General features: G+C 69.8%; 11 protein-coding genes and 4 pseudogenes. 12 read left to right on the plus strand and 3 right to left on the minus strand.

Features of this window, described 5'->3' with window-relative positions; genetic code table 11:
• Positions 1–618: 618 nt before the first annotated feature.
• Positions 619–936 carry a hypothetical protein gene (locus tag ACFCLZ_RS00620; protein WP_380282572.1) on the minus strand — a complete coding sequence of 106 codons (318 nt, stop codon included), beginning with the start codon at positions 934–936 and terminating at the stop codon, positions 619–621.
• A gap of 523 nt (positions 937–1,459) precedes the next feature.
• Between ACFCLZ_RS00620 and ACFCLZ_RS00625 the strand changes: the two are divergent.
• The 5 genes and pseudogenes from ACFCLZ_RS00625 to ACFCLZ_RS00645 form a co-directional block, all read left to right on the plus strand.
• Positions 1,460–1,657: pseudogene (locus tag ACFCLZ_RS00625) on the plus strand (GNAT family N-acetyltransferase); the annotation flags it as partial.
• A 571-nt stretch (positions 1,658–2,228) separates the two neighbouring features.
• Positions 2,229–3,025 (plus strand): annotated as a pseudogene (locus ACFCLZ_RS00630) (IS5 family transposase).
• Between the two features lie 65 nt (positions 3,026–3,090).
• Complete coding sequence (locus tag ACFCLZ_RS00635; protein WP_380282573.1) at positions 3,091–4,248, plus strand: IS701 family transposase; 1,158 nt, start codon at positions 3,091–3,093, stop codon at positions 4,246–4,248.
• 348 nt (positions 4,249–4,596) lie between these two features.
• On the plus strand, positions 4,597–4,749 hold the full coding sequence (locus ACFCLZ_RS00640; protein WP_380282574.1) for a hypothetical protein: 153 nt from the start codon (positions 4,597–4,599) through the stop codon (positions 4,747–4,749).
• A gap of 149 nt (positions 4,750–4,898) precedes the next feature.
• Complete coding sequence (locus tag ACFCLZ_RS00645) at positions 4,899–5,459, plus strand: YdeI family protein (RefSeq protein ID WP_380282575.1); 561 nt, start codon at positions 4,899–4,901, stop codon at positions 5,457–5,459.
• A gap of 338 nt (positions 5,460–5,797) precedes the next feature.
• On the opposite strand, the gene ACFCLZ_RS00650 is transcribed toward ACFCLZ_RS00645, so the two are convergent.
• A complete protein-coding gene (locus ACFCLZ_RS00650; protein WP_380286400.1) occupies positions 5,798–6,778 on the minus strand; it encodes a helix-turn-helix transcriptional regulator in 981 nt (326 codons plus the stop codon).
• Positions 6,779–6,894: 116 nt separating this feature from the next.
• Between ACFCLZ_RS00650 and ACFCLZ_RS00655 the strand changes: the two genes are divergently transcribed.
• From ACFCLZ_RS00655 to ACFCLZ_RS00670, 4 genes are all read left to right on the plus strand, one after another.
• Positions 6,895–7,836 carry an alpha/beta fold hydrolase gene (locus ACFCLZ_RS00655; protein ID WP_380282576.1) on the plus strand — a complete coding sequence of 314 codons (942 nt, stop codon included), beginning with the start codon at positions 6,895–6,897 and terminating at the stop codon, positions 7,834–7,836.
• Between the two features lie 631 nt (positions 7,837–8,467).
• Positions 8,468–9,286, plus strand: a complete 819-nt coding sequence (locus ACFCLZ_RS00660; protein WP_380282577.1) for a recombinase family protein — start codon at positions 8,468–8,470, stop codon at positions 9,284–9,286.
• Positions 9,283–9,441, plus strand: a complete 159-nt coding sequence (locus ACFCLZ_RS00665) for a hypothetical protein (protein ID WP_380282578.1) — start codon at positions 9,283–9,285, stop codon at positions 9,439–9,441. The genes ACFCLZ_RS00660 and ACFCLZ_RS00665 overlap by 4 nt, the downstream gene beginning before the upstream one ends.
• 359 nt (positions 9,442–9,800) lie before the next feature.
• Positions 9,801–10,862, plus strand: a complete 1,062-nt coding sequence (locus ACFCLZ_RS00670; RefSeq protein WP_380282579.1) for a hypothetical protein — start codon at positions 9,801–9,803, stop codon at positions 10,860–10,862.
• A 387-nt stretch (positions 10,863–11,249) separates the two neighbouring features.
• Here the strand turns inward: ACFCLZ_RS00670 and ACFCLZ_RS00675 are convergent.
• Positions 11,250–12,088: pseudogene (locus tag ACFCLZ_RS00675) on the minus strand (IS5 family transposase).
• 954 nt (positions 12,089–13,042) lie between these two features.
• Between ACFCLZ_RS00675 and ACFCLZ_RS00680 the strand changes: the two are divergent.
• From ACFCLZ_RS00680 to ACFCLZ_RS00690, 3 genes and pseudogenes are all read left to right on the plus strand, one after another.
• Positions 13,043–13,465, plus strand: coding sequence for a CU044_2847 family protein (locus ACFCLZ_RS00680; protein ID WP_380282580.1), 423 nt, complete (start codon positions 13,043–13,045; stop codon positions 13,463–13,465).
• A gap of 4 nt (positions 13,466–13,469) precedes the next feature.
• Positions 13,470–17,660: a trypsin-like peptidase domain-containing protein gene (locus ACFCLZ_RS00685; RefSeq protein WP_380282581.1), complete on the plus strand. Its 4,191-nt coding sequence runs from the start codon at positions 13,470–13,472 to the stop codon at positions 17,658–17,660.
• A 1,792-nt stretch (positions 17,661–19,452) separates the two neighbouring features.
• A pseudogene (locus tag ACFCLZ_RS00690) lies at positions 19,453–20,284 on the plus strand (replication-relaxation family protein).
• The last annotated feature ends 235 nt before the right edge of the window (positions 20,285–20,519 follow it).

Below are 20,519 nucleotides of genomic sequence, written 5' to 3' on the forward strand. Positions count from 1 at the left end.
CCACAGGGCTGGACGGCCACCCGCTCATGGCCTGTGGCACGCACCGGCCCCGGCAACCAGGTGGCGGTCAGGGGCGGGGCCAGAGATCGGGTCCGTTCCGGGTCCGAGGGGCAGCGCAGCCGGGCCCTGACCCACCGGCGGCCGGAAGACACCAGGACTCACGGCCGCGAGTCCGACCGGCTTGACCCGCATGATGTCCCGCCCGATTCGCCCCGGTCAGGCCCCTTGTCCTCCCAGTACATCCGTGGCTGGGATCACCCGTGCACCGGAGGGAGCGGCCGGGCCCGACCGGCGGCGAGGCCCTGATCGAGCGCCAGGCGCAGCAGGGTGAGGGCGTCGGCGGGGTTGGCGGACAGCAGGGGTATGCCGTCGGCGACTGGGCGGCCGGCGACCAGGGCGACCCAGGTGCCCTGGTTGTCGTAGGTCTCGGTCCATGACAGCCGAGCTGAGCCGACGCTTCGCCCGGATCTACACCGCCATCGGCGTCCAAGAGCCGCTCGACCAGCACTTCTGCCGCCTTCGCGGACCACGACTCCGGTGACCCATCCTCCGGCGACCGCTGACGGGCGACTTGAGCGTTCGCCCGGTGGTCTCGACGGCGGACCTCCGACCTGCGGGTCAGGCCAAATGACAGGTTTCACAGCGATGGCTGTCGATGGCCGCCAGCAGACCGCGAGCAGCCGCCCGCACGGCAGGATCGCCGTCTCGGATCAGCTGATCCGCCATCCTCCTGCCGCTCAGCACAGCTTGGTGAGCAGCCCGCTGCACCTCGCTCCGGGAAGGATTGCCGTGTTCGAGAACTGCCTTCAGCACCTCGATCACTCCGGTCCGGCGTGTCACGGCCTCGGTCACGGCGAGCTCCCACAGGAAGGGGACCGCGGCGACCGTCGCATCGAAGACAGCCAGCTCAGCAAGCCACAGGCCGAGATCACTCAATGCGCTCTCGCTCGTCCTGGCATCGCCCCAAGCAACCCGTGACAGAGCGCCGGGAACAGCGTCCGCAGGCCCATACGCATGTCCCAGCTCATGCCACCGCACACGGTTCATGCCCTTCAGGATTGTCCCCACCAAGTCCACCCCACCCGCTCCAGACCCAACTGCCCGCGAGTGCAATTCCACCCCATGGGCAGCCGCCACAGCGAGCCCGGCCCCACACGCATCGGTCTGTCCTCGCCCACCGCGATCAAGATCATTTATTGAGAGGCGCCGAGCTCTCTCGCGCTTCGATTCCGTGAAGGCCAACTGAGTTGAGAACAGGATCCGGCGCAATCTCAAACCATCTGGCAGCCCCGCAGGTCAGCGGAGCATCGGCTGCCAACTCAGATTGAACGGGACAGTTGGCGTACGCAACTGGCATCTCGTCGGCACGCGTCTCGACGTGCAGCGACGTCAGAAGTCGCTGCCCACAGATGGCTATACGAGGTCGAACCGTGTGGCCGAGAGGATCAGGAGCCGTTCCATGTCTGATGAGATCACAGCGCGCCCCGTCGCCTGGCCACCTGCCCCGATCACAACCGCGCGGCTCGTGCTCCGCGAGTCCGAGGCCCGGGACCGTACGGCGCTGATCGACCTGTTCGCCTCACCAGAGGTGGGCATCTACGTCGGTGGCGCTCGGCCGCGTGACGAGATCGAGCGCACAATGCCCGAGGTGCCCGGGGGGCACGGTGCGCGAGATCCTGCAGCTAGCTCAGCATCAGTAACCAATCCGTGCAACGGCCCGGTTCCCTCGTCCTGCCACGGAGTCACCCCTTGATCGTCGGCCCGCATGCCTCTGACACACCGGGCGACTGTCTGCCGTGAGTAGGGCCGCCAGCCGTGCCCGGAAGCGGGCCTTCGTCAAGTAGCACAGATAGTTGACGAGGTCCGGGTCGTTCGGCAGTCGCCGTCCCCAGCCGCGGGGTCACGGACCAGCGTGCTGGACAGGTAGTCGCCCTCGGTGACCTGAGTCCACACCAGGATCGACGCAGGTCCGCAGCCCAGAGAGTCAAGGTGCGGAAGAAGCAGGTATGGCCGCGGATGGAAGCCCGACTGGGAACTCCCTCGCCGTGACGGGTGAACAGGGACGGCGTCGTCGGGTATCGTCCCGTCGGCGCTCGGCCTTGCTACCGTGAACGAGGACGGACAATCGGGGGCCCGATGACTAGGGGCTGTCCGATGGGTCGTGTAAGCGGATCGGGGCCGTGACTTAGAAGACATATCATTTGGGCTTGTAGGCTGCTCCCGTGACGATCGTGGAGCGCCTGGTGCCGGACGAGTTGTGGGAGCTGTTCCAGTTGGTGGTGCCGGCGACGCCGACCCGTCCCCAGGGCGGCGGGCGGCGGCGGTACGGGGATCGCGAGGTGCTGGCGGCGATCGTGTTCGTGGCGACGTCGGGGTGCACGTGGGCTCAGCTTCCGCCCTGCTTTGGCCCGTCCGGGCCTACCGCCCATCGGCGCTTCACCGAGTGGAGCAGGGCCAGGGTGTGGGCCAAGCTCCACCGGGTCGTTCTGGAGGAGCTCGGCGCGCGGGGCGAGCTGGACTGGTCGAGGTGCGCGGTCGACTCGGTGAACATGCGGGCCCTGAAAAAGGGGAGCTGACAGGTCCGAATCCTGTCGATCGGGGCAAGTACGGGTCGAAGATCCACCTGCTCACCGAACGCACCGGTTTACCCCTGTCGCTCCCGATCTCCGGGGCCAACCTCCACGACAGCCAGGCCCTGATCCCGCTCGTCGACGCCATCCCGCCGATCCGCTCGCGACACGGCCCGAGGAGGAGCAGGCCCGGCAAACTGCACGGCGACAAAGCCTACGACCACCGGTTCATCCGCTCCTACCTGCGCCGCAGGCAGATCCCGGCCCGTATCGCCCGCCGAGGAATCGAGTCCTCCCAGCGTCTCGGCCGCCACCGCTGGGTGATCGAGCGCACCGTGGCCTGACTGAGCGGATCCCGCCGACTCCACCGCCGCTACGAGGTCAAGGTCGACCACTTCGCCGCCTTCGCCAGCATCGCCGCAGCCGTCATCTGCTGCCGCCGACTCTCCAAATGAGATGCCTTCTAATACTGCAACGGTGCCTACCGTGACGTTCGTCGGATCTGCTCGTTGGGCTGTTCATGGGTGGGGACATATCCGAGGTCGATGCTCGTCGCTGGTCGGACGGACTGGCTCGGCTGCACGAGCGGTTTGCACACCGGTTCGCGCGGAGTGAGTCGCGGGAGTCCGCGCTGGCGTACATGCGAGGTCTGCTGGCGCCACTGGAACGCAAGAACGGCTGGACGGTGGCCGAGGAGGCCGGTCACGGTGGCCCGGACCGGATCCAGCGGCTGCTGAACCGGATCGACTGGGACACGGACGGGGTGCTCGACGACGTACGCGAGTACGTCGTCGAGCACCTGGCCGATCCGGGTGGCGTGCTGATCGTGGACGACACCGGGTTCCTGAAGAAGGGTGTGCGGTCGGCCGGTGTCCAGCGGCAGTACTCCGGCACCGCCGGCCGCACCGAGAACTGCCAGGTCGGCGTCTTCCTCGCCTACTCCGGACGGCTTGGCCGGACCCTGATCGACCGGGCGCTCTACCTGCCGAAGTCTTGGACCGACGACCGCGAGCGCTGCCGGGCCGCAGGAATCGGCGACGAGGTCGAGTTCGCGACCAAGCACCAGATCGCCCGCCGGATGGTCCGCCGGGCGATCGACGACGGGATCCCGTTCCGCTGGGTGACCGCGGACGCCGGCTACGGCAACAGCAAGGGCTGGCGCACCGAGCTCGAACAGGCCGACGTCTTCCACGTCGTGGCCACCACCCGGCACGACACCGTGGTCACTCGCCGGGCCATGGACCACCGGCTCCACGATCTGGTCGCGGGGCTGTCGCGGCAGAAGTGGAAGCGCCGCTCGTGCGGCGAAGGCGCCCACGGCCCGCGGATCTACGACTGGGCCCGCGTCGAGGTCCGTCCCTGGCACCGCCCCGACCGGCGGCACTGGGTGCTCGCCCGCCGCAGCATCACCGACCCGACGAAGGTCGCCTACTACATCGCCTACGCGCCCGCCGATGCCACTCTGAACGAGCTGATCGCCGTCGCGGGCGCCCGCTGGGCGATCGAGGAGTGCTTCCAGAGCGCCAAGGGCCAGTGCGGCCTGGACGACTACCAGATCCGCCGCCACCAGGGCTGGTACCGGCACATCACCCTCACGATGGCCGCCCACGCCTACCTCACCGTCCTGCGGGCCGAGCACCTCGAAAAGGGGACCGGGCAGCTCGAACGCCAGACCTGATCCCACTCACCGTCCCCGAAATCCGCCGGCTGATCACCGGCCTCGCCCAGCCAGTCCGCCGAAGCATCGCCCACGTCCTGCACTGGTCCCGTTGGCGCCGTCGGCGCCAGCACCAGGCCCGGACCAGCCACTACAAGAGACGAGGCCACAGCCCAAGAGCTGAAGCCACGTCACAGAAGGCACCGTTGCAGTACTAAGGACGAGGGCAAGGCGGTCGCGCCCGCTTCGACTCCGGGATTCCAGTTCGACGCAGATGCATGGACGCAGTGGAAGAGCGCGGTCATCCCTGCCCTGCGCCGGCACGTTGAGCTCCAGGCCGTCGTAGGTGTTCGGGACGTACGGGCCGAGGTGGCCGACACGGCGATTACGGCGCTGGTCGCGCTCGCACGGATGCGCCCGGACGCGGCCGAATACTTCGCCGGTCAGATCGCGGAGAAGTCGAGCCGGTTCCTGCCGCAGCAGCCGGCCTTCGATGACGCGGTCTCGGCGGAGCTGCCGTGAACGGCGTCTGGCTCGCTCGGCTCTGTGGTTGCCTGCCGTCAGGGTGATGACACTCCGGGGCAGATCCTGGGCGGCGCGGTGAGACTCTCGGATTGTCGTACCCGCCAGGTTCAATGGAACCGACGAGACGACCGACGGGAGCAGCACGCATGGAGCCAATCTTCTTCTCAAGTCCTGAGGAGTTCCGGGACTGGCTGGAGGAGAACCACGCGACTGCCTCCGAATGCCGGGTGGGCATGTGGAAGAAGGGAACGGGCAAGCCCACCTTGAGTTGGTCGGAGGCGGTCGACCAGGCCCTGTGCTACGGCTGGATCGACGGCCGGCAGAGCCCGATCGACGACTTCTCCTGGACGATCCGGTTCACCCCGCGCAGGCCGCGCAGCAACTGGAGCCAGGTCAACCTCCGCAAGATCGAGGAGCTGACTGCCCAGGGGCTCATGCGGCCGGCCGGCATCGCGTTGTTCGAAGCCCGTGACCGGGACCGCGAGGAGAAGGTCTGGGAGTTCGAGGCGGCGCAGCTGGCTCGTTTCCAAGCCGAGCCGCGGGCGTGGGAGTGGTTCAGCGGGCAGGCGCCGTCCTACCGCAAGTCGGCCATCCACCATGTGATCAGTGCCAAGCGGGACGAGACTCGGGAGAGGCGGTTGGACCAGCTGATCTCCGACAGCCTGGAGGGGGCGCGGCTCAAACCGTTCCGGCGGCCGGGAACCTGAGGGCCCGCTGGAACAGGCCGAGCGCGATCGCGCAGCCGTCCAGCGCGGGACCTGCCGCTCCAGGAACCCGTCGGGCTTGCCCTTTCGGCGCCCAAGCCCACGGCCGGCGATCGACACCGCCGCCCACGAGACGCCAGCCGCCACCGCTAGCCTGCACCGCCCGTCGCGGCCTCGACCCCGAAAGCGCGCCGAGTGCGTGGCGATGCTGGCCCGGCACGAGACGGTCCACCCGCAGCGAGCCAGCCGGGGGGCCCGCCGACTCGTGACCGGGCGTCTGCCGGAACGGACACCCCCACGCTATTGAGCGGAACTGTTCTCGAAGCCCTGCCTCGTCCGCTTCAAGACGGGTGAAGGTCTCCGCTGGAGCGCGGCCGGCCGTATTGTTCGACGAGGGCGTTGCCGATCGAGGCCAGGTGGTCTCGGACCCCCGGAGGGCCGGTCACCTCGACCCATTCGACCAGCCCGGAGAGCTCGCCGGCGAGGATGTACTCATTGGGGCCGCGGATCACGACCTCGATGCGGCCGTCGGTCGTGGAACCTCCCACGTCGAGCCGGTCGCCGAGCGCCATCCGGAGTATGCCTATCCCGTCGGGTGTGCATACCGCCTGAACCTCCAGCGGCGTTCGTTTGCGATCGACCTCTTTGGCGATCTCGTTCCAGCTCTCGGCAAGGTCGAAGTCCCCGGGTCGCTGCACAGGGTCGCCGGTCGGGTCGGCGGACGACACGCGGTCGATCCGGAAGACCCGTCGGCCGGTCTCGGTGTTGGAGACGAGGTACCACACAGGACCTTTGGCGACGATGCCCAGCGGGTGGACGGTTCTCCGGGTTTCGACGCCTTTGCTGTCGACGTAGCCGAGCGACACCTGGACGCCGCGGATCACCGCGTCCTGGAGTTCGTCGAGGAAGCGAGGCGGCCGGTGCTCGATCCGGCTCGCCCCCCATCGCTGCGGGTCTACGACCAGCGACGACGCTGCTGCCTCGGCCTGCACCTGGAAGGGCTTCGGTAGAGCATGGACGAGCTTGCGCAGAGCTGCTTGCATCGCCGGCGTCGCATCCGAGGCCGGACCGACAGCCAGGAACAGGGCGCGGGCCTCACTGGCGGTCAACCCGGACAGGTCGGTACGAGCACCGCCCACGAGGCGCCAGCCGCCGCCTCGGCCCTGCACGGAGTACACGGGCACCCCGGCCATGGCCAGGGCGTCGAGGTCACGGCGGGCGGTGCGCTCGGAGACGTCCAGCTCTCGGGAGACCTCTGCGGCTGTCACCTGCTCGCGCCGTTGGAGCAAGAGGAGTATGGCCACCAGCCGATCGGATCGCATGCTGACAAAACTCTCATAAAAACCGGTCATGGGGTGACCGGTTTAGGTAGCAAGATGGCGACATGACCTCATCGAGGAGGTCGACCGCCAGCGAACGCCCCCGGAGAGGAAATGCAGTGTTCAATCCAGCAGAATTTCCCGAGCCCACCCTCATGCAGGTCAACGGTGTGGAGCTCGAAGTCTTCGAGGCAGGCCGGGAAAACAAGGGAAAGCCCATCGTGCTCTGCCACGGCTGGCCGGAGCACGCCTTCTCCTGGCGTCACCTGATGCCCGTCCTCGCAGCGGCTGGCTACCACGTCATCGCACCGAACCAGCGGGGTTATGGCGACTCATCCCGCCCGGCCGAGGTGACGGACTACGACATCGAACACCTGACGGGTGACCTCGTCGCGCTCCTGGACCACTATGGCTACGAGGACGCCACCTTCGTCGGCCATGACTGGGGTGCGTTCGTCGTCTGGGGACTGACCCTGTTGCACCCCGACCGGGTGAACAAGCTGATCAACCTGAGCCTGCCTTACCAGGAGCGCGGAGAAACGCCGTGGATCGAGGTCATGGGAACCTTCCTCGGCGGCGACTTCTACTTCGTCCACTTCAACCGGCAGCCGGGCGTCGCGGACGCCGTATTCGATGCCAACACCTCCCAGTTCCTCCGCAACCTCTACCGGAAGAACGTGCCCCCCGCACTCCCTGAGCCGGGCATGGCATTTATCAACCTCGCCAAGGCGGAAACACCACTCGGTGAGCCCGTCATGAGCGACAGCGACCTGGCCGTCTACGTCTCCGCGTTCGAGACGTCGGGATTCACGGGCGGCATCAACTGGTACAGGAACCTCGACCGCAACTGGCACAAGCTGGCGGACGCGGACCCGATCATCAAGCAGCCCGCCCTCATGATCTACGGCGACCAGGACTTCGCGATCCCGAGGTTCGAAAAACTGGCAGAGTTCGTGCCCAACGTGGAAGTGGTCGGCCTGGACTGCGGTCACTGGATCCAGGAGGAAATGCCAGAAGAAACCAACCAGGTGATTTCGGAATGGCTGGAACGGCAGGGCTAGTGTCTCGTGATCCGGTTCGTATCACGTGAAGGCCGAATCTTCGCATCACGTCGGTGACAGCCGGACCTGGGGCCAGGTCGCGAGGCCGCCTCGTCATGAGGTGTCGTAGCGGGTCGCTGCCGCGCGATGGAAACGGGCAGAAGGGGATACGTCCAGTGCCTGAGCGTCCCGGTCGCGCGGCTGGCGGCGCCGGATACGGAAAGACCCCCGAGCATCGGCTGATTGGCGGGGGCGTTTCCGTACACCTCTTGGAAAGTGTGATCCCCAGTCTAACGGCGTGCGGGGGACGCTTCCGGGGCCCACGCCACGTGACTGTCAGAAACGCTCCATTCCCGGAGTAAGATCAAGAACGGTCGACGGGAACGGTACGGATCCCGGATTCACTGTCACAACTCGCTCTCACTCAAAAAGTGGAACCAGGCATGTTCTGGGAATGGTTTGTGGCAGCATCTGGGGTCATGACGGACCCTCAAACCGCACTCGCGTCCGAAGCGGACGACATCGAGTCCACCCCTGCCCGCGCTGTCACGCATCGTCAGGCTCACCCTGCCGCTCGCGTTCCGGCGCGGTCGCCGGGACTTACCACACCGGCCGCTTCACGAAGGTGCCCCGGCTCGCGAGACTCCTGCGGATGCCGACCCCGGCCGACAGGAGTCCGGGGCAGCCGTGGCGTCCCGGCACCCCCGTGCCGGCTCCGGTGGACCCGGACACCCCGAGCGCGGACATCCGCATCGGCTACGCCCGCTGCTCGACGCTCACCCAGGAACTCCAGACCCAGCTGGACGCGCTCGCCGCGAAGAGCATCCCCCGGGACAAGATCTTCGCCGAGAAGATCAGCACCCGCGTAGGGGTCCGCCCGAAGTTCGAAGCCGCACTCGCCGCAGCGAGGGAGATCAAGGCGCACGCCCCGCATTGCCGGGTCATCTTCACCGTGTACGAGATGAAGCGCCTCGGGCGCGACGCAGCCGAGCTGACCGCGCTCGCCGACCACCTCGCCGACCACGGCCTGGTCCTGGAGATGCTCGCCGGGCCGCTCGCCGGGATCTACGACCCCACTGGGCACGGCCGGCTGCTTTTCGCGTTCTTCGCCGCGATGGCCGAGACCGAGCGGGAGAACATCCGCGAGTCGACGCTGGAAGGGCTCGACACTGCGGCGCGCAAGGGCAAGCACGGCGGCCGGCCCCCGGTCATCACGGACGACATGCTCCACACCGTCCTGCGCCGCCGCGCGGGCGGCGAGAGCGTCGAGCATATCCAGCCCGACCTGATCATCCCCACCGGCAAGCGCAAGGGACACAACCCCAGCCTGTCCAGCATCTACCGGGCCCTGGCCGAGTACGAGAAGCGGCAGTCATACCCGGAGGCCGTCACCGCGGCACACGCCGACTTCGCCGCCCTCCAGGCCGTCGGCAGCATCCGGGGCCAGACGGCAGGGAGCATGAGCGCATGATCTACGGTATCCACCGCACGAAAGGCGCTCCGGTACTGGGCGCCCGGCCCGGCCAGGACGGCCCCATCGGCCGCCGGCCCGCGCCCGGCGAGGACGACAACACGGACACCGCCATCGAGGAACCAGCCACCACGGATGGGAACGCTCAGGGCTGATAGAGCAGCCGAGCCCTTCTCGCCGAGGGCCTACCGCGTCAGGGCTTCAAGATCATCTGGTGGCGGCTTTGGGGCTCACCTTGGCTGGACCCCTTGCTGATCGAACCGTACCTGCGGCAGGTGACCTGCCAGCAGTTGTTCTTCGCGAACCTCCAGCGGCCCAAGAACGGTGGGCCCCGGGTCGGCAAGGCCGGGCGGCGCGTGCTGAAGCCGCCGGTTCCCGAACCACACCGCGTGATCACCACGCCGACCTCGCCAACCCCTGGCTGGTCCGGGCCCGGCAGGCCGCTCAGGCGCTGGGAGCGTCCCGCGGCTGGAGCCGCTGGATCGCCGGCGATGTGAACCGAGCCCTGGTCATCGTGCTGTCCGGCTTCCGCGAAGGCGAGTCGATCCGATACTCCGAGCTCTTCTCGGCCCTGCGAGTCCGTGGGCTTCCCGTCGTGCGGACCGCCGAAGTCCTCGACCGTCTCGGCTTGTTCGCCGACGACCGGGCCCCGGCCGTCGACCGGTGGCTGGAACGGAAACTCGACGGGATGCCCCCGGGCATCCATCGCGCCGTCGAAGCCTGGGTCCGTACTCTCCTCGACGGTGGCCCCCGGTCTGAGCCCCGCTCGCGGCACACGGCATGGGCCTACCTGGGGGAAGTTCAGCCGGTGCTGCTGGAGTGGTCCAGCCGCTACGACCACCTACGAGAGGTCACCCGGGAAGACATCATCGCGGTCCGGGACGCTGTCACTGGCAAACACCGCGAGAGCCGGGTCGTCGCCCTGCGGTCACTGTTCCAGCACGCGAAGAAGAACGGTCAGATCTTCCGCAACCCCACGATCCGCATCCGCGTCCTCCGCCAGACCGGCGGCGTCCTCCAGGCCCTCGTCCAGGCGGACATCGACGAGGCCGTCGCCACCGCCACCACCGCCACCACCCCGGACCTCCGGCTCATCGTCGCCCTGGCCGCTGTTCACGCGGCACGGCCGAAGATGATCCGCGCCATGCAGTTGGAGGACGTCGACCTGGGCAACCGGCGCATCACCGTCGGCGGCCACGTCCACCCGCTCGATGACCTCACCCGCCGGGCGGTCCTGGACTGGCTCGACCACCGCCGCCAGCCGCTGGCCGAACACGGCCAACCCCCACCTGCTGATTACCCAGAAGACCGCCGTCGAGCTCCGCCCGGCCGGCAACTCTGGACCACCCGTGCCACCCGCAACCTCACCGCCACCCTGGAGCGGCTCCGCGTCGACCGCCAGCTCGAAGAGGCCCTCACCCACGGCGCAGACCCGCTCCACCTCGCGCTCGTCTTCGGCATCGACGAGAAGACCGCCATCCGCTACGCGGACTCCGCCCGGGCCCTCCTGGAACAAGTCGCCGAGAGCGGACCCGCGTCGGATCGTGCTCCAGCACCCTTCGATGGTGTGAGGTGATCCGTGATGAGCATCCTCTGTCTCGGGAGCACAGGAAGGTTGAGATGAACCATTCCTCCTGGGATTTCGTCCTAGTCGTGGCATTCGGTGTCAACACGATCGGCCCGGCTCTGGACGTCTGGCGGCGCGCGCATGGGGATACGCCCACGAGGTTGCTCGCCGCACACACAACGCTAATCGAACAAGCTGCGCAGACAGCGGGAATGACCCTGCTTGGTACTGGGGCAGCAGCAACGATTTGGCTATGGGCACCCATCAACGAGCCCCCTCTGCAGTGGCTGGCGCTCGGCGGGAGCTTTGGGCTTCTCGCCGGGCTGCATGTGTGGAGCGCGAAAAGGCTCGCGCCGCAAGTGTGGACAGCATCCTTCGAAGAAGGTCTTAAAGGTCCTAACAAAGGCGTTGGACATGCCTGTGAGTGATCAGGCAGGTGGCGAGGCCGAGGAAGCCTTCGTGGATGTCGTCGCGCCGTTCCCAGCGGATCCGCAGGCGACGGAAGCCGTGGAGCCAGGCGATAGTGCGCTCGACGACCCAGCGGTGGACGCCAAGTCCTGATCCGTGGGGCACTCCGCGTCGGGCGATCACCGGCTTGATGCCCTGCTTCCACACCAGGCGCCGGTACTTGTCGTGGTCGTAGCCCCGGTCGGCGAGCAGGAGGTCCGGTCTGCGCCGTGGCCGGCCGACGAGGCCGGCCACGGCGGGGACCTTCGCGAGCAGAGGAAGCAGCTGGGTGACGTCGTTGCGGTTGCCGCCGGTCAGCGACACCGCGAGCGGGATGCCCTGCCCGTCGACGAGGACGTGGTGCTTGCTGCCCGGTCGCGCGCGGTCGACCGGGCTCGGTCCACTTTTGGGCGCCGTCGGGCGGCCCGGACGTGGCTGGAGTCGATCACCGCCCTGGACCAGTCGAGCTGTCCGGCCGCCCTCAGCTTTCGCAGCAGGACCAGGTGGAGCCGGTCCCACACGCCAGCCTCGTTCCAGGCCGCGAGTCGCCGCCAGCAGGTCATGCCAGAGCCGAAGCCGAGCTCCTGCGGCAGGTACTCCCACTGGATGCCCGTGTGCAGCACGAACAGGATCCCGCACAAGGCCTGCCGGTCCGGCACCCGAGGGCGCCCCGGCTTGAGCTTCGGCGGCTCCGATGGAAGCAACGGCTCGATCAGTCCCCACAGTTCGTCCGACACGATCCACGGACGAGAGATCCTCTTCCCCACGCACCGACCAACGAGCAGCACGACCTGCAGTCACGCTCGCAGCGGTTTCTGTTAGGACCTTTAAGACCCGCCGGGCCAAGCTCACCCGCGAGCAGCTGGAACAGCTCCCCGCGCTCGGCCTCGACTGGCATTGACCATCCGGCGGGCCCTCGTGCCCGCAGAAGGCTCTCCAGGGCGCCTGTGCCCGCTCTGCCCGCCGTGTACGGCGTGGCCGAGGAACATGGCGGCCGGGCCCTGGCCGGGGCGGCGGGGCGGTCCGGACGGCCTCTCTGGGGGGCCATCCCCGGTACCGCGTCAGCGTGCCGCAGCACTGCGGCTCGGATGGCAGCCAGGCCCGGCCGGAGGACGCGGTGGCGGTATCAGGCGCAGGGACGGCAGGCGCAGGCGCGGCGGGCGGGATTCTCACCGATCGGAGTGTCCGGGGCCGGCTTGGTGACGGGTTCAGTGGACAGGTCGGCGATCGGCCCCGAGACGGTCGGAGCCGTGGGGAGAGCGGCCGGGTCCGGCCCGGGTGGTACGACACCAGCAGGAGCGGGCGCTGCGGCGGGGTGCGGCGGGCCGGGCGCCGGGGGCCTGGGGACGGCGAGGTCCAGTACTGGGTTTTCGAAGTATGAGCCTCAGCCGGCTCCCCGTGGGTGCAAGTACCTGAGACGGCGGGGCTCGCCGCGCCGGCTATGTCCTGGAGCCCTGGAGCGGCCCCGCCCAGCCCTGCCTGTTCGTGGTCAACCGGCAGGTTCCGGTGATGTTGGGTCCTGTGCCCGGTATGGAGAGTTCCTTCTCCGTGGTGTGGAGATCGTTTCCCCGGCTGGTGTCTGCGGGTGCTCCCGGCGTGGTGCTTGTGCGGCTGTTCGGGCATCCGGTCAAGGTGATCCAATCGTCCCTACCTGTTGGGGAGTTCGCGGTTTCGTGGTGTGCGGGTGCGCGTACTACGGTGTGCGCGTTGCCGTCGTGGGGCGGCGTTGAGGGAGGGGTGTCGTGGGGCAGCAGTTGGCTCGGGTGCCGCTGGAGGGCGGGGGTTCGATTCTCGTCGAGGCGGAGGACGGCGCGGCGGGACCGGTGAAGGCGGGCCGGGTCGGTGACGCGGTGCGGGAGCTTCCGGAGAGTCTGGGGTCGGCGCTGGAGCCGGTGACCGGCCTGGCGCGTACGGTGCTGGCGCGGTTGCGGGAGGCGGGGCCGGACGAGGTGCAGGTGGAGTTCGGGGTCGACCTCTCCGCCGCGGCCGGTGTGGTGGTCACGAAGACCGCCGCCAAGTGCCATCTGACGGTGCGTGTGACGTGGCGCAAGGACGAGGGCGGCGGGGCTGCGGCTGCCGCCGCGGCTCGCAGGGCCGGCGCTCCCGAGGGCGAAGAGGAGCCGGAGGCCGACGGTCGCGCGGACGGCGACGGGCCGGAGGCCTGAGGGGATGGCGGTCGGACGGGGGACGGCGGGGGCCGGGGCCTGGGACGGGCTGGCGGCGGCCGTCGCGCAGGTCCGCGACGGGGACGATCTGGTGGTGGGGGCGGGGTTCCTGGTCGCCGACGACCTGCTGGTGACGTGCGCGCACGTCCTGGAGGACGGCGAGTACGGGCCCGGTTCGGCGGTGACGCTGGTGTTCCCGCGTGCGGATGGCGCGCCGATGGTCACGGGGCGGGTGCTGGAGGAGGCGTGGCGCGACCCGGACGAGCGGGACGTCGCGCTGGTGCGTCTGGACCACCCGGTGGGCATTGGGCCGTTGCCGTTGGGGTCGGCGGCAGGTGCGCGCCTGCACCGGGTGCGCTCGTTCGGGTTCCCGGTGCAGGCGCCGCCGGGCGGGCACTACGGGTTCGCCACCGCCGGCGGAATCCTGCCCCCCGCCGATAGGGTCGGTGAACTGCTGCAGCTGACCGACGCCAACGACCTCACCCAGGGGTTCAGCGGCGGGCCGGTCCTGGACGAGACGACCGGTCTGGTGGTGGGGATGCTCACCTCGATCGCACACCACGACAGCCACAACCGCGGCCAGGAAATCGCCTACGTCACTCCCACCTCCGTCCTGCGCGAGGTGTGGCCCGTGCTCGGCGAGCACGACGTGTCGCCCTACCGGGCGCTGGAGCCGTTCACGGCCGAGCACGCCCGCTGGTTCCGGGGCCGCGAGGACGCCGTGCGCCAGGTCGTGGCGGGCCTCGCGGGCGGACGGCGGGTGGTGCTGCTTCTCGGCCCGTCCGGCTCGGGCAAGTCCTCCCTCGTCCAGGCCGGGGTCCTGCCCGCACTGACCGACGGGCGGCTTCCGGGCAGCGACCGCTGGCGCCAGGTCCTCACACGCCCGGGACCGGACCTGCCGGGCGCCCTGGCGCGGGCAGGCCTGTCCGAGGGCGAGCCCGAGGAGGCGGGAGTGGGCGCCAGCGGCGGTGTGGATTCCGGCAGCGGGGAGGCCGATGCGGCCCCTGAATCCCGTGTGGTGCTGGTCGTTGATCAGTTCGAGGAACTCCTCGCGCCCTCCGAAGGGCCTGCGGCCCCAGAGGCGCTGGCCCGGATCACCGCCGCGATCCGTTCCGACGCGCCGCTGAGCGTGGTCCTGGTGATGCGCGACGACTTCTACTCCCGCCTGTCCGCACTCGCCCCGGACCTGCTGGACACCGCGCAGCAGGCAAGAGGTGTCCTCAACGTCCCCGCCACCCTGAGCGCCGCGGACCTGGACGCGATCGTCACCGGCCCCGCCCACGACCTGGGCACGGCCTTCGAACCGGGCCTGGCGGAGCTGATCATCACCGACGTCCTCAAGCTGAGCCCCCGCACCGACGGCACCGGCGGCGCGCCCGTCACCGTGCTGCCCCTGCTCGAAGTCGCCCTCACCCGGCTGTGGGAACGCCGTCTGAAGGACGACGGCCGCCTCACCCACGACGCCTACCAGCGCATCGGAGAAGTCACCGGCGCCCTCACCGACTGGTGCGAGAGCGCCCTGCGCGAACTCGGCCAGGAGCAGCGGGCCATCGCCCGCAGGATCCTCACCGCCCTGGTACGCCCCGCCGACGAAGTACTGGGCATCCCGGCCGCGCGCCAGCAGCTCCCGATCAGTGAACTGCTCGACCTGGCCGCCGACGACGCCACCCTCGACGCGGGGCGGGCCGTGGATGAGGTCCTGGCGGTCCTCTCCCGGCACCGCATCGTCACCACCCACCGGCTCCACGAAGGCACGCGGCCGGAGGACTCGGAAGGGACCGCAGTGGCCGAACTGGTCCACGACGCGCTCATCCGCGACTGGCACACCCTGCGCCAGTGGGTCGAGGAGGACCTGCGCTTCCTCGACTGGCTCCGCCGCGCCCGCGACCAGTACAACCGCTGGCAGAAGCACCACAACCCCCAGGACCTGCCCACCGGTACCCTCCTCGCGGAAGGCACCGAGTTGGCAGGCCACCACCGGCTACCGGGCGACCTTGACGACTTCCTCACCGCCGGCCGCCAACGCCAGCAGGCCGCCGCCCGCCGCAGCCGACGCCTCAACACGATCCTGGCCACCGTCCTCGCCCTCGCGCTGATCGCCACGGGAGTGGCCGTCTGGCGGCAGCAGGTAGCCGTGGCCGCCCAGAAGGACGCTCTGTCCCGGCAGCTCGCCGCCCTGTACGATTCCCAACTCGACGTCAACCCTGAGCTCGCTGGCCTCCTCGCGGTCGCGGCTTACCACGCCAGCCCCACCGCTGAAGCTGCGGCCAGTCTCAGCTCTGCGGCGAACCGGCCCGTGGCCCACCGCCTCGACGGCCATGACGGTCCCGTGTGGTCGGTGGCGTTCAGCCCCGACAGACTCACCCTCGCCAGCGCCAGCATGGACGGTACCGTCCGCCTGTGGGACGCGAAGACAGGCAAACCCCTCCCCACCACCTTCGGTGGCCACACCGGCGGCGCGTGGTCGGTGGCGTTCAGCCCCGACGGAGGCACCCTCGCCACCGCCGGCGCCGACGACACCGTCCGCCTGTGGGACGCGAAGACAGGCAAACCCCTCACCACCCTCAACGGCCACACCGGCAACGTGTGGTCGGTGGCGTTCAGCCCCGACGGAGGCACCCTCGCCACCGCCGGCGACGACAACACCCCCAGCCTGTGGGATGTGGCCACAGGCAAGCCCCTCACACCCTCCCTCACTTTGCACCCCGGCGGCGTCAGGTCGGTGACGTTCAGCCCCGACGGACACACCCTCGTCACTGTGCACACCGTCGGCGCGGACGAAGCCGTCCACTTGTGGGACGCGAAGACGGGCAAGCTCCGCACACCCCTCGCTGGCTACACCGACCGCACGGCCTCGGTGGCGTTCAGCCCTGACGGGCAGATCCTCGCCACCGTTGGCAAGGACCGCGCCGCCCACCTGTGGGATGTGGCCACGGGAACGTCCCTCTACCTCACCACGTTCGTCGGCCACACCGGCACCGTGACGTCCGTGGCGTTCAGCCCCGACGGACACACCCTCGCCACCGCCGGCGAAGACAACACCGTCCGCCTATGGGACTCGGGCTCGGGCAATCTCCTCACAACCCTCACCGGCCACACCAGCGCCGTGACGTCCGTGGCGTTCAGCCCCGACGGACACACCCTCGCCACCGGAAGCTACGACAACACCGTCCGCCTATGGAGCGTGGCCACAGGCAAGCCCCTCACCGGCCACACCAGCGCCGTGAGGTCGGTGGCGTTCAGCCCCGACAGACTCACCCTCGCCACCGGAAGCTACGACAACACCGTCCGCCTATGGGACGCGAAGACAGGCAAACTCCTCACCACCACCACCATCACCGGCCTCACGAGCCTTGTGAACTCGGTAGCGTTCAGCCCCGACGGACTCACGCTCGCCAGCGCCAGCGACGACAACACCGCCCGCCTGTGGGACGCGGGCTCGGGCAAGCTCCTCACAGCCCCCCTCACCGGCCATGACGGTCCCGTGAGGTCGGTGGCGTTCAGCCCCGACAGACTCACCCTCGCCAGCGCCAGCATGGACGGTACCGTCCGCCTGTGGGACGCGAAGACAGGCAAACCCCTCCCCACCACCTTCGGTGGCCACACCGGCGGCGCGTGGTCGGTGGCGTTCAGCCCCGACGGAGGCACCCTCGCCACCGCCGGCGCCGACGACACCGTCCGCCTGTGGGACGCGAAGACAGGCAAACCCCTCACCACCCTCAACGGCCACACCGGCAACGTGTGGTCGGTGGCGTTCAGCCCCGACGGAGGCACCCTCGCCAGCGCCGCCGACGACCGCACCGTCCGCCTGTGGGACGCGAAGACAGGCAAACCCCTCACCACCCTCAACGGCCACACCGGTCCCGTGAACTCGGTAGCGTTCAGCCCCGACGGAGGCACCCTCGCCAGCGCCGCCGACGACCGCACCGTCCGCCTGTGGGACGCGAAGACAGGCAAACTCCTCACCACCACCAACATCACCGGCCTCACGAGCACTGTGAACTCGGTAGCGTTCAGCCCCGACGGACTCACCCTCGCCAGCGCCAGCGACGACAACACCGCCCGTCTGTGGCCCTATGTCCCGCTGGGCGCCGCGACCAGCACCGTCTGCAAGACCGTTTCACGCGACCTCACCAAGGACGAGAAGGCGCGGTACTTCCCCGGCCAGAAGATCGGGCCCGTCTGCCCCTCATAACCCCGACACCCGCCATTCGCCATACCCCGCTGCGGGACAGCACCGCAGAACCAAGCCCAGCGAGGACAGCGGCCACGAGGACGAGCGGTTCCGGGCCGCGCGGCTCTGCCAGGGCCCCTGCGGGCCTGTGCCAGTCGCGGACCCGGCAGCCCACGGACCGGGGAACAGAGCCTCGCGGGCCGGGTCCGAGACCGTTAGAGACAGGTCCCGGGGGTCCACGGCCGGGGCGGTCCCGTACGGTCGACGCCGGTGCGGCAGCGGGAGCATCATGAGGAGTGCGAGCCGGAGAAGTCCGAGGACGGAAGGCGCACGTGTCGCCTGCTCCAGCGGGGTCCTTCCTCCGGGAGCGAGGACCCGCGGTGGGACGACGAGGACCCGCCGGGGGCGTGGGCCTGGACTGGTAGGCCCGCCCCCGACGGGGCCCGGCCGCGCGTCGGTGGGCGGACGGCCGTCGGCGTCGGCCGGGCACGTGCTGCCGACCCCGGGAACACTAGGGGCGGGCGCGTGGCCGCAGGACGTCCCCGGCCCCGGGCCCGCCCCTCCGGTGTCCGGGGGCAAGGCCTTCGCGGGCCGGGCACCCGAGGCCGCCAGGCGGCGGCCTCGGGTGCTCTTCGGGCACGAGGGCGGCGATGCGCACGGTTGGCGGCCAGGGTGGTGCGGGGGCGTAGGCCTGGACGACATCGACGGCCGGGCGGCCGGTGGCGGGGTCGGCTTCGACACGGGTGGAGTACAGCCCGACCCGCCAGCCCGTTCCCGGTGACGGTACGGACCTGGACGGCCGAGGCGCGGCTGGTGTTCGAGTTCGGCGCGCAGTGCCTCCAGGGCGGTGCCGGCGCCGAGGTCCTTGGCGCGCCGGGCGGCGCGGTCGGTGACCACCGCGACAACACCACCGCCAGCGGGGCCGTGCGGGTCGTTCACCCGGTGCCGGTGCGGGCGAGGAGGTCGGCGACGGTCTCGTCGAACGCGTCCGTGGTCTCCCCGTCTGCGGCCAGCGGGACACGGCCCGGTAGGCGGCAACGATCTCCGCGACCGTCGCGAGACCGACGGCGGGGACCTGGTCCACCTCGCCGGACGGCTCCACCGGCACCCGCTGCGGCAGCAGGGCGGCAAGCTCGGCGTCCAGGCGTTCGGCGTCGTCCGGGAAGCCATGGCCGGTGCGCGGGGCGGCGCGTAGTTCCTGGACGGTGGTCATCGGCGCCAGCCAGAGGTGATGGCCTGCGCTGTGTCCGTGTTCGGTGGGCTGGGCGCTCATCCCCACCACCCCACCGTTCCGCGTTCGGGCATCCCATGTCCGAGGAACGCGGCGGGCAGAGCCGTCTCCGCTTCCTCCAGCGGCCTTCCAGGGCCGCCCGCGCCCCGCGCCGCCCCACCCACACGCGGCCGGCACCAGCCGGACGCCGAAGCCGAACCCGACCGACAACGACAACTGCCAACTACCAAGACCAAAGAAGGAGAAGAGAGGGTTGTCGGGGTGGTGAGTTTCACCTTGACGCCCACTCACCACCACCCCTGACCTGCGACTCTTACCGAATGCGGGGCGTAGCGGGCGGGTGGGTCGGCCTCGGGTTGGCGCACCGGTTGTCACCGCCTGTTGTCGGGCCGGTTGGTGCGCCCGTTGTCGGATCGTGATCGCCGGGGCCCTTCGTGGTGAGAAAACCGGTGAGAAGCGTGGGCTTTCCTGCGAGTGTTCCGCCGCCGCCCGGGCGGCGGGCGCCGACCTTCGAGGAGCCCCGTGATGGCTGTGCCGCCTGAGATCGACCACGCCGTGGTCGCCGCGCTGTTCCAGTTCCGGATGGCCACGGCCGAGCAGCTGCGCGTCCTGCACACCCCCGGCGGCGGGCCGGAGCTGATGCGTCGGCGTCTTCGCTGGCTGAAGGAGGAGGGCCTGGTCGAGGACGTCGTTCTCCCGCAGGCCGGGAAGCTGCGGGCCTGGTACCTGACCGGGCTGGGCGCGCGGATCGCCGCCCGCTTCACGGAGCTGGAGGGCGTGGCCTCGCCGCCGCTGCCGCAGGACAAGACCGAAGCAACGGCTGCGGGTGGGGCACATCCTGGCCGTCACCCGCGCCCAGACCGCCTTCGTCGCCGGCGCCCGCACGGCCGGCGACGAGTGCCGGCCGCTGGACTTCCTGCCGGAGGTCTACCACCGCTACGGCGAGGGCCCGGGCGGCGCCGTCATCGCCGACGGCCTGCTGCACTACACGGCCGGATGGCCGGACCGGGCGCTGCACCGGGCGTTCGTCGAGGTCGACCGCGCCACCATGGCCAGCGAGAAGCTCGCCGCCAAGCTGATCGGCTACGCTCGCTTCCGCGAACACCACCCGGTCCCGGCCCATCTGCGGCGCACCTCGCACGCCCTAAGTGTCCTGCCGGCCTGGCAGCAGCACTACGTGGTCTTCCCGCGGCTGCTGTTCGTCCTCGCCGACACCGGAGAGCGGGCCGCCCGGCAGCGCATCCGTGACCTCCAGGCCATCGCCGGCGGCCACCCGCTCGTCGCCCGGATGCTGACGGGTGTGAAGGCCGGCGCGGCCCGCCTGGTCGACCTCGAGGAACACGGTCCGGGCGCCGCCGTGTGGCATTCGCTCGCCGACCACACCCGGCTCCGGTGCGGGGCCTGGGAGCTGTAGGTCCGCCGCGGTTCTCCGGGGTTCCCGGCCCCGGCATCAAGGTATGCGGCCGCTACATCAAGGTGTCCGAGGCGGTCGTCAAGGAATCCACCAAGGTTGGTGGATTCCTTGACGACCGGCCGTTACGTGATCGTTGCGGCCGAGGCGCTGTTCACCAAGGTATCCGCCAAGGTTCGCGGGGTTCCCTACGGCGACCGCGCGCGGCACCGGGCTGCGCGCCGAGCCGAAAGGGGCA

It is taken from the genome of Kitasatospora purpeofusca, assembly GCF_042691725.1.
In the GTDB taxonomy this organism is placed as follows: domain Bacteria; phylum Actinomycetota; class Actinomycetes; order Streptomycetales; family Streptomycetaceae; genus Kitasatospora; species Kitasatospora purpeofusca_B.

Coding starts and splice junctions, on each gene's coding strand:
- ACFCLZ_RS00635 (WP_380282573.1), top strand. CDS start 3,091: ATGGGTGGGGACATATCCGAGGTCGATGCTCGTCGCTGGTCGGACGGA.
- ACFCLZ_RS00645 (WP_380282575.1), top strand. CDS start 4,899: ATGGAGCCAATCTTCTTCTCAAGTCCTGAGGAGTTCCGGGACTGGCTG.
- ACFCLZ_RS00650 (WP_380286400.1), bottom strand. CDS start 6,778: ATGCGATCCGATCGGCTGGTGGCCATACTCCTCTTGCTCCAACGGCGC.
- ACFCLZ_RS00660 (WP_380282577.1), top strand. CDS start 8,468: ATGCCGACCCCGGCCGACAGGAGTCCGGGGCAGCCGTGGCGTCCCGGC.
- ACFCLZ_RS00665 (WP_380282578.1), top strand. CDS start 9,283: ATGATCTACGGTATCCACCGCACGAAAGGCGCTCCGGTACTGGGCGCC.
- ACFCLZ_RS00685 (WP_380282581.1), top strand. CDS start 13,470: ATGGCGGTCGGACGGGGGACGGCGGGGGCCGGGGCCTGGGACGGGCTG.